This is a genomic window from Novosphingobium sp. KN65.2 (assembly GCF_001368935.1).
GTDB classification, from domain to species: Bacteria; Pseudomonadota; Alphaproteobacteria; order Sphingomonadales; family Sphingomonadaceae; genus Novosphingobium; species Novosphingobium mathurense.
On record NZ_CCBH010000214.1, the window covers coordinates 1 to 10,229 of the forward strand.

13 protein-coding genes and 1 tRNA gene are annotated in these 10,229 nt (G+C 64.8%); 8 read left to right on the top strand and 6 right to left on the bottom strand.

What is annotated here, in order from left to right; genetic code table 11:
• Positions 1-252, bottom strand: a 252-nt coding sequence (locus SPHV1_RS22925; RefSeq protein WP_156367432.1) for a LysR family transcriptional regulator, incomplete at its 3' end; no start/stop codon positions are given.
• A 113-nt stretch (positions 253-365) separates the two neighbouring features.
• Between SPHV1_RS22925 and SPHV1_RS22930 the strand changes: the two genes are divergently transcribed.
• On the top strand, positions 366-686 hold the full coding sequence (locus SPHV1_RS22930; RefSeq protein WP_054948320.1) for a hypothetical protein: 321 nt from the start codon (positions 366-368) through the stop codon (positions 684-686).
• Between the two features lie 91 nt (positions 687-777).
• Here SPHV1_RS22930 and rimM read toward each other — a convergent pair whose 3' ends face one another.
• The 5 genes from rimM to SPHV1_RS22955 form a co-directional block, all read right to left on the bottom strand.
• Positions 778-1,287, bottom strand: a complete 510-nt coding sequence (rimM, locus tag SPHV1_RS22935; protein WP_054948321.1) for a ribosome maturation factor RimM — start codon at positions 1,285-1,287, stop codon at positions 778-780.
• A gap of 19 nt (positions 1,288-1,306) precedes the next feature.
• Complete coding sequence (gene rpsP, locus SPHV1_RS22940) at positions 1,307-1,750, bottom strand: 30S ribosomal protein S16 (RefSeq protein ID WP_054948322.1); 444 nt, start codon at positions 1,748-1,750, stop codon at positions 1,307-1,309.
• A gap of 31 nt (positions 1,751-1,781) precedes the next feature.
• Positions 1,782-3,239, bottom strand: a complete 1,458-nt coding sequence (gene ffh / locus SPHV1_RS22945) for a signal recognition particle protein (RefSeq protein WP_054948323.1) — start codon at positions 3,237-3,239, stop codon at positions 1,782-1,784.
• A gap of 164 nt (positions 3,240-3,403) precedes the next feature.
• Positions 3,404-3,479, bottom strand: a tRNA-Ala gene (locus SPHV1_RS22950).
• Between the two features lie 169 nt (positions 3,480-3,648).
• Positions 3,649-3,969: a TIGR02300 family protein gene (locus SPHV1_RS22955; RefSeq protein ID WP_054948324.1), complete on the bottom strand. Its 321-nt coding sequence runs from the start codon at positions 3,967-3,969 to the stop codon at positions 3,649-3,651.
• Between the two features lie 205 nt (positions 3,970-4,174).
• Between SPHV1_RS22955 and aroA the strand changes: the two genes are divergently transcribed.
• The 7 genes from aroA (at position 4,175) to SPHV1_RS22990 (ending at position 10,058) form a co-directional block, all read left to right on the top strand.
• The gene (aroA, locus tag SPHV1_RS22960) at positions 4,175-5,503 is read left to right on the top strand and encodes a 3-phosphoshikimate 1-carboxyvinyltransferase (RefSeq protein ID WP_054948330.1); all 1,329 of its coding nucleotides are present in this window, start codon (positions 4,175-4,177) and stop codon (positions 5,501-5,503) included.
• The gene (locus SPHV1_RS22965; RefSeq protein WP_054948325.1) at positions 5,500-5,781 is read left to right on the top strand and encodes a hypothetical protein; all 282 of its coding nucleotides are present in this window, start codon (positions 5,500-5,502) and stop codon (positions 5,779-5,781) included. The genes aroA and SPHV1_RS22965 overlap by 4 nt, the downstream gene beginning before the upstream one ends.
• Before the next feature lie 92 nt (positions 5,782-5,873).
• Positions 5,874-6,092, top strand: coding sequence for a hypothetical protein (locus tag SPHV1_RS22970; protein WP_139384067.1), 219 nt, complete (start codon positions 5,874-5,876; stop codon positions 6,090-6,092).
• A 38-nt stretch (positions 6,093-6,130) separates the two neighbouring features.
• A complete protein-coding gene (locus SPHV1_RS22975; RefSeq protein WP_054948327.1) occupies positions 6,131-6,763 on the top strand; it encodes a d(CMP) kinase in 633 nt (210 codons plus the stop codon).
• 221 nt (positions 6,764-6,984) lie between these two features.
• Complete coding sequence (gene rpsA / locus SPHV1_RS22980) at positions 6,985-8,688, top strand: 30S ribosomal protein S1 (protein ID WP_054948328.1); 1,704 nt, start codon at positions 6,985-6,987, stop codon at positions 8,686-8,688.
• Between the two features lie 136 nt (positions 8,689-8,824).
• Positions 8,825-9,589 carry a hydroxyacylglutathione hydrolase gene (gloB, locus tag SPHV1_RS22985; RefSeq protein ID WP_054948329.1) on the top strand — a complete coding sequence of 255 codons (765 nt, stop codon included), beginning with the start codon at positions 8,825-8,827 and terminating at the stop codon, positions 9,587-9,589.
• 157 nt (positions 9,590-9,746) lie between these two features.
• Positions 9,747-10,058 (top strand): hypothetical protein, encoded by a 312-nt coding sequence (locus SPHV1_RS22990; protein ID WP_231634829.1) that lies wholly within the window; start codon positions 9,747-9,749, stop codon positions 10,056-10,058.
• The last annotated feature ends 171 nt before the right edge of the window (positions 10,059-10,229 follow it).

Here is a 10,229-nt window from a genome sequence, read left to right on the forward strand (position 1 = left end):
TTGCCGACCCGCCGCCCCCCGGGGGGGGCCGGCCGGGGGGGGGGGGCCCAGCCGATGCCCCGCCTCGGACAGGCGCACCCTGCCCTTCTCGCGCACGAAGAGAGAGCGCCCGAGCCGGTCCTCCAACTGGCGCACCTGATAGCTGACCGCCGCCTGCGTCATTCCGAGCTCTTCCGCCGCGCGCGAGAAATTCTCGAGGCGTCCGGCCGCTTCGAAGGCGCGCACTGCGGTGAGCGGAGGGAGCGGGTCCATCCTGCAATCATAAGTCAGCCTTATACCCTCCGCCAGTGCTTTTGTTGGCCTAGCGGCACCTGCAGGCGCATCAGGATGGGGACAGGACAGTCCTCCAAAGAAGGAGCAGGACCATGCAGGACGAACACTTCATCAGGGATTGGAACGCCGGCCATGCCAGATTTACCGGCGATCTGGAGCGGGTATTGTCGCGACTGGCGCGGCGCCTTCGTCCCCGGTCGGGAAACGAAGATGCAATAGGCAAGGCTTATGAGCCCTGCGAAGAGACGGCACTTTCCCGCAAGGCCCGCTTGACCGGCATCGCGGTTATCGGGGGCATGTCGGCCGGAACCAGCCTCGCCGTGCTGCTGCTTGGTCTGGCCGCGATCACCTACCCGGTGCCCGGCCATGCCGTCAGCGCAACGCAGGCGATTTGCGCGAGCGCCATCGCCTGAAACGTCGAACAGATAGACGCCACGGCGCGCCCAAGCATTCATCAGGTCGGGAAACGAAGAAGGCCGCGCACGAGGCGCGGCCTTCTCCTGTTCATTCTTCCGCGAATGCGGCGGCGATCACCAGCTTCTCGTGATCCCATCGGGGCACGGCAGCCTCGATCATCGGGACCATGAAGCGGCGGCGCTTGCCGTCTTCGCCCGGTGGTCGCTCGATCTCGACGACGTCGCCGGCTCCGAAGTTCTCCACCGCGACACAAGTACCGAGCGCTTCGCCGGTATCGGAGAAGGCAGCAAGGCCGATAAGGTCCGCGAAATAGTACTCGCCATCCTCCAGCGCGGGCATGGCCGAGCGAGGCACAGTGAGCGCGGTGCCGCGCAGCTTCTCGGCGGCGTTGCGGTCAGCCACTTCCTCGAAGCGGGCGATCGCGCCACCCTTCCCGTCGTCGCGCAGCTTCTTGAGCGTGAGCGCCGAATCGTTGAAGGCGCGGTAGCGCTTGAGCGCCGCCACGCCTTCACCGAACAGCTTGAGGCGGACTTCGCCCGTCACGCCATGGGCGCCGGAGACGGCAGCCAGCGTGACCGGGCGGTCGTTATCAGCCACAGGTCGGTCCTATGCGGACTCAGCCTTCGGTCTGTTCCTCGGTCGCTTCGGCAGCGGGAGCTTCCTCGGCAGCCGATGCTTCCTCGGCCGGAGCTTCTGCAGCAGCCTTGGCGGCCTCTTCGGCCTCACGCAGCTTCTCAGCCTTCTCTTCGGCGCGTTCCTTGGCCTTGTCGCCCGGCTCACCCTTCTTGGGGTTGTTGGTTGCGGCGCGTTCCATGATGCCGGCCTTGTCGAGCATACGGGCAACGCGATCGGTCGGCTGGGCGCCAACGCCGAGCCAGTAGCGCACGCGGTCTTCGTTCAGGCGAACGCGGTTCTCGTCGTCCTTGGCGAGCAGCGGGTTGTAGGTGCCAACCTGCTCGAGGTACTTGCCGTCGCGCGGAGCGCGCGAGTTGGACACGACGACCTTGTAGTACGGGCGCTTCTTGGCACCACCGCGCGAAAGACGGATAGCTACGGACATTGTTCTACCTTTCTGTCAAATTCTGTAAAAATTACTTCTTCAAAAACTTGCTGAGATCGGGCTGACCGGCTCCGCCGAGCCCGGGCAACCCGCCCGCGCCGGGACCGAGGCCCTTGCCGCCAAGACCCGGCATGGCGCCGTCGAGGCCGCCCTTGCCGAACATCGCGGCAAGCCCCTTGAGGCCGCCCATCTTCTTGATCTGCTTCATGGCCTTGGACATCTCCATGTGCATTTTCAGCAGCTTGTTGACGTCCTGGACCTGGGTACCCGAACCGTTGGCGACGCGGATCTTGCGCTTGGCGTTGAGCAGCGCGGGGTTCGCTCGCTCCTTGGGCGTCATCGAACCGATGATCGCGTCCATGCGCAGCAGGACCTTGTCGTCCATGCCCGACTGCTGCATCGCCGCCTTGGCCTTCTTCATGCCGGGCATCATCCCCGCAAGCATGCCAAGACCGCCCATGTTCTGCATCTGGCGCAGCTGGGTGCGCAGGTCGTTCATGTCGAACTTGCCCTGCTCCATGCGCTTGGCCAGCGCCTCGGCTTCCTCGACCTTGACCGATTCGGCTGCCTTCTCGACGAGGCTGACGACGTCGCCCATGCCAAGGATGCGGTTGGCGACGCGGCTCGGGTGGAACACCTCGATCGCATCGGCCTTTTCACCGGTACCGGCGAACTTGATCGGCTTGCCGGTGACCGCGCGCATCGACAGCGCCGCACCGCCGCGGGCATCGCCGTCCATGCGGGTCAGCACGACGCCGGTCAGGTCGACTTCGCCCGCGAAGCTCTGCGCCACGTTGACCGCGTCCTGGCCCGTCAATGAGTCGACGACGAGCAGGGTCTCACGCGGATTCGAGATGGCGGCAACGGCCTTCATCTCGTCCATCAACTGCTGGTCGACGTGGAGACGGCCGGCCGTGTCGAGCAGGAGGACGTCGATCGCCTGCAACTTTGCCGACTGCATCGCGCGGGTGGCGATTTCGGTGGGCTGCTGCCCGGCGATGATCGGCAGGGTGGCAACGCCGACCTGCTCGCCCAGAACCTTGAGCTGTTCCTGCGCCGCCGGACGGTTGACGTCGAGCGAGGCCATCATCGCCTTCTTGCCGTGCTTCTCCTTGAGCAGCTTGGCGATCTTGGCGGTGCTGGTGGTCTTACCCGAGCCCTGCAGACCGACCATCATGATGACGACCGGCGGAGTGGCGTTGAGATCGAGCTCGGGCGTCGTATCGCCGCCGAGCATCTCGACCAGGGCATCGTTGACGATCTTGACGACCTGCTGGCCCGGTGTGACCGAGCGCAGGACCGACTGGCCTACGGCCTTTTCGGTGACCTGATCGACGAAACGGCGAACGACCGGGAGGGCCACGTCGGCCTCGAGGAGCGCGATGCGCACTTCGCGCATGGCATCGCGGACGTCCTGCTCCTTGAGCGCGCCGCGACCACGCAGCTTGTCGAACACGCCGCCGAGACGATCGGAAAGGCTGTCGAACATGGCCAAACTCCACTTTTGGCAAGCCATCGGCCCGCCAGAACGCCGAAAACGCCGGTAGGCGAAACCTCGCTGACCGGCGTGCCGTGACATTTACGCGAAAAACGCCGGCGGACGAAACCTCGTCGGCCAGCGTATCGCTATCACGCGAAACTCATATGGTGAAATGGTGGAGCCGAGGGGGATCGAACCCCTGACCTCTACAATGCCATTGTAGCGCTCTCCCAGCTGAGCTACGGCCCCGTCCATTTCAGCAGATCGAGCCTGGGAGGTTCGATCCGTTTCCCTTGCGTCAGCGTCGCCTCCGCTTGGGAGGCCGCCCTCTAGTGGGGGGCTTCCCGGTTGGCAAGAGAGAAATTTGCGAGCGTAGAATTTTTTTCGCCACGCCCGCGAATTTCTTCAAGCCGCGCGCTTAGTCGTCGCGATCGTCGTCGTCGCCGCCTGCGCCGATGCCGAGATCGTCGTCGCCGCCCAGGTCGACGTCGTTGTCGGGCGAATCGCCGTCGTCATCGATGTCCAGATCGTCATCGGCCAGATCCGAGTCTTCCTGCTCGGGTCCTTCCTTCTTCTGAACTTCCTCATAGGGAATCGGCTGCTTCGACTTCAGCACCGGTTCCGGATGCCACTCGTTGCCGCACTCAATGCAGGTAACCGGGTCATCCTTGCCCAGGTCATAAAAGCGCGTGCCGCATTTCGGGCAGCCGTGCTTGGCGCCCCACTCAGGCTTTGCCATGAAACGTCCTCATCTTTCCGGCCCGAAGGAGCCGGGCGTAAATTCCGTGTCTTGATGGTGGGACAGGCGCGCAAAATCAAGCATGCCGGCCGCATCAGGGCGCGCGCCTTGCCATAGGCGGCCCGCGCTGTCAAAAGCCGCGCGTTTTTGCAGCCCCTGTTAGCCCGAAAGAAGTTCCATCGTGAGCCACGCCGACGCCGCCGCCATGCGCCCCCGCCGCTTCATGCCTAACGCCCCGCTGAAGGGCCGGATTCGCGTCCCCGGGGACAAGTCGATCAGCCACCGCTCGATCATGCTGGGCGCGTTGGCCGTGGGCGAAACGCGCGTGACCGGCCTGCTGGAAGGCGAGGACGTGCTGGCGACGGCTGCGGCGATGCGGGCAATGGGCGCTTCGGTCGAACGCGTGGGCGACAGTGCCTCCGGCGAAGAATGGGTGGTCAACGGCGTGGGCGTAGGCGCCCTGCTCCAGCCCCGGGCGCCGCTCGACATGGGCAACTCGGGCACTTCGACCCGCCTGTTGATGGGCCTGATCGCCAGCCACCCCATCACCGCAACCTTCATCGGCGACGCCAGCCTGTCGAAGCGCCCGATGGGCCGCGTCATCACCCCCCTCTCGCAAATGGGCGCCAGCTTCGAAGCGAGCGAGGGCGGACGCCTGCCGCTGATCCTCAAGGGCACATCGCCCGCGGTGCCGATCACCTACCGCCTGCCCGTCGCCTCCGCGCAAGTGAAGAGCGCAGTTCTGCTCGCGGGGCTGAACACGCCGGGCAAGACCACGGTCATCGAGCCCGTACCCACGCGCGACCACTCGGAACGCATGCTGCGGGGATTCGGCGCCCAGCTCGATGTCGAAGTTGAGCCCGACGGCACGCGCATCATTACCGTGACCGGCGAAGCGGAACTGCGCCCGCAGGTCATCGACGTTCCGGGAGATCCTTCGTCTGCCGCCTTCTTCATCGTGGCCGCCCTCCTCGTTCCGGGCAGCGAAGTGCTGATCGAGAACGTCGGCCTCAATCCCACGCGCGCGGGCCTCGTCTCCGTCCTGCGCCAGATGGGCGGCGACATCACCGAGGTAAACCCGCGCGAAGTGGGCGGCGAGCCGGTTGCCGACCTGCTGGTCAGGCACTCGGTCCTCAAGGGGATCGAGGTCGATCCGCAGGTCGCACCCTCGATGATCGACGAGTTCCCCGTCCTGTTCGTCGCGGCCTCATTGGCCGAGGGCACAACGACGACGAGCGGCCTAGACGAGCTGCGCGTCAAGGAATCGGACCGCCTCGCGGTCATGGCTACCGCCCTCAAGGCAGCGGGCGCGCGGATCGAGGAGCGCGAGGACGGCCTCGTGATCGAAGGCACCGGCGGCGAAGCGCTTGCCGGCACGGACGCGGCCATCGCCACGCACCTCGACCACCGCATCGCGATGTCCATGGCGGTGGCGGGGCTCGTGAGCCGCAGCGGTGTGGAAGTCGACGACACTCGTCCGATCGCCACCAGCTTCCCGGTCTTCGAATCGATGCTGGCCGGGCTGGTCGCGTGATCCTGCCGATCTCCTCGCAACTGGCCAACACCCTCGGCTTCGCGGGGATGGCCTGCATCATCTTCGCCTACGCCTACATCACCGGCCGGGAACGGCCGAATCCCTTCGTCCAGCACGGCGTGAACCTGCTGGGGGCGTGCCTGCTGACGGTTTCCCTGCTGGTAAACCTCAATCCGGCATCGCTCGTGCTCGAGGGATTCTGGGCAGCGATTGCGATTTGGGGTCTCATCAAGGCCGTGCGCAATCGCGGCCCCGGAAGCGGTGCGAGGCAGAACTAAGCAATTCGGTAACCCACCTCGCGTAGGGTCCCTGGCGAAACAGGGGACTTGCGATGCGACTGGCGCGACCCGGCGACGGGGACATTGTCACAATGGCCGCCCAAGCGGTCTGGCGCATGCGGCGCGCGATAGCGCAGGCTCCGCTGCTTGTGCTGGTCCCGGCAACGCTCCTGATCGCCGCATTTACCGCGCCGCTCGGCGTGCTCCTCCCGCTACTCGTCTGGCTTGTCCGGCACTCGTGGAACTACGAAGCCGAACTCGCCGAACTCTACGGACGCGACAGCCCGGAACTGGACGATTTCGATCGCTGACCTTGCCTAGCCTTTCGCGAAAGGCCAAAGGCAGCGCCATGATTATCGCCGTCGACGGACCAACCGCCTCGGGCAAGGGCACTATCGCCAGGGCCCTCGCCGCTCACTTCGGACTGCCGCATCTCGACACCGGGCTGCTTTACCGCGCCGTGGGCCGCCAGGTCATGTTGAACGGCGGCAACCCCGACGATCCGCAAGCCGCCCTTGCCGCCTGCGCCTTTCCAGACAGCCTGCTCGACGATCCCGAACTGCGCTCCGAAGCGACCGGGGGCCTGGCAAGCCGCGTATCCATCCACCCCCCGGTGCGCAGCGCCCTCTACGAACGCCAGCGTGCCTTCGCCCTCCAGCAAGGCGGCGCCGTGCTCGACGGACGCGACATCGGCACCGTCATCGCACCTGAGGCGAACGCGAAGCTGTTCATCGACGCCTCGGTCGAAGCCCGGGCCCAGCGCCGCTTCCACGAAATGCTGGAACAGGGTCGCGAGGTCTCGCTGGAGGCCATTACCGCGGACCTTGCCGCACGCGACGAACGCGATCGCAATCGCGCGGATTCGCCGCTCGTCGCCGCGCACGATGCCGTGCTGATCGACACCTCCAGCCTGCGCCGCGAAGAGGCCATCGCCGCAGCGATCGCAGCCGTCGATGCAGCCATGGATCGCGCCGACGCCTGACGGCCGCGCAAGGCCCCATTTCCCTTGCATTTTGCCCCCCCGGGGCGTAGTGGCCGCCGGTCCGACAGGCCCTTGCGGCCTTGAGGACGCCGTGACCGGCATTCGGCCGCCGCGGCAGTTCGGCCCTTTGGCCCGGTCATCGCATGGGGCGGTGAGCGGAGAAAAGACCGGCGGATTCAACCGCCTGGCCGGAAAAATCGTTGAACAGGAAAGACCTGATAATGGCTACTTCTGCCAATCCGACTCGCGACGATTTCGCGAAAATGCTTGACGATCAGCTCGGCGGCGTCGCCGATGACGGCTTCGAAGGCCGTGTCGTCAAGGGCACCATCACCGCCATCGAAAACGACAAGGCCGTCATCGACGTCGGTCTCAAGAGCGAAGGCCGCGTGCCGCTGCGCGAATTCGCGCGCGGTGAAGCCGAGCACGGCCTGAAGGTCGGCGACGAAGTCGAAGTCTACGTCGACCGAGTCGAGAACGCCGACGGCGAAGCGATGCTGTCGCGCGACCGCGCCCGCCGCGAAGCCGCATGGGACAAGCTCGAAAACGAATTCGGCGAAGGCAAGCGCGTCGAAGGCGTGATCTTCGGCCGCGTCAAGGGCGGCTTCACCGTCGACCTCGACGGCGCCGTTGCGTTCCTTCCCGGCTCGCAGGTCGACATCCGCCCCGTGCGCGACGTCACCCCGCTGATGGACGTGCCGCAGCCCTTCCAGATCCTCAAGATGGACCGTCGCCGTGGCAACATCGTCGTGTCGCGCCGCGCCGTCCTCGAAGAGACCCGCGCCGAACAGCGCAGCGAACTCATCGACAAGCTGAGCGAAGGCCAGGTCATCGACGGCGTCGTCAAGAACATCACCGACTACGGTGCGTTCGTTGACCTCGGCGGCATCGACGGCCTGCTCCATGTCACCGACATGAGCTACAAGCGCGTCAACCACCCGAGCGAAGTGATCAACATCGGCGACACCGTCACCGTCCAGATCATCCGCATCAACACCGACACGCAGCGCATCTCGCTGGGCATGAAGCAGCTCGAGAGCGATCCGTGGGAAGGCGCCGCCGCCAAGTACCCGGTCGGCGTGAAGCTGAGCGGCACCGTCACCAACATCACCGAATACGGCGCCTTCGTGGAACTGGAGCCGGGCATCGAGGGCCTCGTCCACGTGTCCGAAATGTCCTGGACCAAGAAGAACGTCCACCCGGGCAAGATCGTTTCGACCTCGCAGGAAGTCGAAGTCATGGTGCTCGAGGTCGACTCCGACAAGCGCCGCATCTCGCTCGGCCTCAAGCAGGCTCAGCAGAACCCCTGGGAAGCCTTCGCCGAGAAGCACCCGGTCGGCTCGCAGGTCGAGGGCGAAGTCAAGAACGCTACCGAATTCGGCCTGTTCATCGGCCTGGACGGCGACGTCGACGGCATGGTCCACATGTCGGACATCGCGTGGGGCATCTCGGGCGAGGACGCCCTGGCCCTGCACCGCAAGGGCGAGCAGGTTTCGGCCGTGGTTCTCGACGTCGACGTCGAGAAGGAACGCATCAGCCTCGGCATGAAGCAGCTTGAGCGTGGCGCTCCGGCCGCTGGCATCGCCGCTGCTGGCAGCACCCTGCGCCGCGGTGAAACCGTCACCGTCACCGTTCTCGAAGTCCGCGACGGCGGCCTGGAAGTCCAGGCCGGCGAAGATGGCGCCACCGGCTTCATCAAGCGTTCGGACCTCGGCCGCGACCGCGACGAACAGCGTCCGGACCGTTTCCAGGTCGGCCAGAAGGTCGATGCCATGGTCACCGGTTTCGACCGCTCGAAGAAGCCGAACTTCTCGATCAAGGCCCGTCAGCTGGCCGAAGAGAAGGAAGCGGTCGAGCAGTACGGTTCGTCGGACTCGGGTGCGTCGCTCGGCGACATCCTCGGCGAAGCGCTCAAGAATCGTTGATTCTCGGGCGTCCCGTCAGGGACACCGTAACCACATCACCAAGAGCCCGTCCGGAGCGATCCGGGCGGGCTTTTGCTTTGCCGAACACTTCCGATTACGGACATCATCGCTACATTGATCGACAGGAGAGATCGCGATGCTCGAAGTTCACCAGTTCCCCTGTCTGTCCGACAACTATGGCTTCCTTCTGCACGACCACGACAGCGCGGAAACCGTCTGCATCGACACCCCGGATGCAGACGAATACCTGCGGCAGGCAGGCAAGAAGGGCTGGCAGATTACGCAGATCTGGAACACCCACTGGCACCCTGACCATGCCGGCGGCAATGAGACGATCAAGCGCATCACCAACTGCAGGATCACAGCGCCCGCTGGCGAGACTGGCAAGATCGCCGGGGTGGACCGTACGGTAGGCCAGGGCGACGTCGTCACGATCGGCGACCGCAAGGCCTGTGTCATCGATGTCGGCGGACACACCCTGGGCCATGTCGCCTACCACCTTCCCGGCGCACGCATCGCCTTCGTCGGCGATACCGTCTTTGCCTTGGGTTGCGGCCGCATGTTCGAAGGCACGCCGGCCCAATTCTGGGCGAGCCTGAAGCGGGTGAAGGCCCTTCCCCCCGAAACAATCCTCTATTGCGCGCATGAGTATACTGCGGCCAATGCCAAGTTCGCGGTCCACGCCGATCCCGACAATGCCGAACTGGCAAGCTATGTCGAAGAGATCATGAAGCACCGCGCCCACAATCAGCCGACGGTGCCAATGAAGCTGGAACGCGAATTGGCGACCAATCCCTTCCTGCGCGCAGACGATCCCAAACTGCAGGCGCGTTGGGGCGGCGGCGATGCCGTAGCAACGTTTGCAGCGCTCAGGAACGCCAAGGACAACTTCAGGGGCTGAGAAAACCCTGGCGTGGTCCAGTCGCGCGGACTGCGGTACGCAGACGACATTAACGCTTGGCGCGGCTCAAATACCAATTTGAGACTACGCCATCTTGTCGCTTTCCTTGATCCCGCTTGTTTGATCCAATCCACAAGCAGGAAACAGGGAGGCGTAAATGGCACGATCTTTACGCGTTTTGACCGATGGAGGAGAACGGCTTCCAAAGCCGGCAACGTCACTCGACATAGCCGCCGAACTGGGCAAGCTGCTGGTAATGCTTCGCGAAGTCTGTCCGCCCAATGCCGATGTCAGCTTCGACTTTGACGGGCAGCTCCACGTGCGAATCGATGTACGACAGGTCGAGGAAGTCCGACTGATCCAGTCGCTGCTACCCAGCGTGGGCGCGGGCCTGTTCGACAACATCAGCCATGGCCGCACGCCGCACCGGCCATTCTATCACCGCATCAGTGCGGTGGTGATCCACTAGCACGGCTACAACGAGTCCAGTCGGCATCCCGGACCTACGCCAAGGGTCCACTTTCTAGTGAAGCAAAGAGAGACATGAGCCGTTCCGGATCATGTCCGAGATGCCGTAAGTTACCCAGTCTTGACGCGCTGATACGCCCCGGATCCCAACGACAAAAAAGCCCCCCCCCCC

Excerpts from the sequence above, each read along its gene's own strand:
- gloB (WP_054948329.1), top strand. The coding sequence starts at position 8,825 with ATGCTCGAAGTTCACCAGTTCCCCTGTCTGTCCGACAACTATGGCTTC.
- rpsA (WP_054948328.1), top strand. The coding sequence starts at position 6,985 with ATGGCTACTTCTGCCAATCCGACTCGCGACGATTTCGCGAAAATGCTT.
- rpsP (WP_054948322.1), bottom strand. The coding sequence starts at position 1,750 with ATGTCCGTAGCTATCCGTCTTTCGCGCGGTGGTGCCAAGAAGCGCCCG.
- ffh (WP_054948323.1), bottom strand. The coding sequence starts at position 3,239 with ATGTTCGACAGCCTTTCCGATCGTCTCGGCGGCGTGTTCGACAAGCTG.
- aroA (WP_054948330.1), top strand. The coding sequence starts at position 4,175 with ATGCGCCCCCGCCGCTTCATGCCTAACGCCCCGCTGAAGGGCCGGATT.
- SPHV1_RS22930 (WP_054948320.1), top strand. The coding sequence starts at position 366 with ATGCAGGACGAACACTTCATCAGGGATTGGAACGCCGGCCATGCCAGA.
- SPHV1_RS22970 (WP_139384067.1), top strand. The coding sequence starts at position 5,874 with ATGGCCGCCCAAGCGGTCTGGCGCATGCGGCGCGCGATAGCGCAGGCT.
- SPHV1_RS22990 (WP_231634829.1), top strand. The coding sequence starts at position 9,747 with ATGGCACGATCTTTACGCGTTTTGACCGATGGAGGAGAACGGCTTCCA.
- SPHV1_RS22975 (WP_054948327.1), top strand. The coding sequence starts at position 6,131 with ATGATTATCGCCGTCGACGGACCAACCGCCTCGGGCAAGGGCACTATC.
- SPHV1_RS22955 (WP_054948324.1), bottom strand. The coding sequence starts at position 3,969 with ATGGCAAAGCCTGAGTGGGGCGCCAAGCACGGCTGCCCGAAATGCGGC.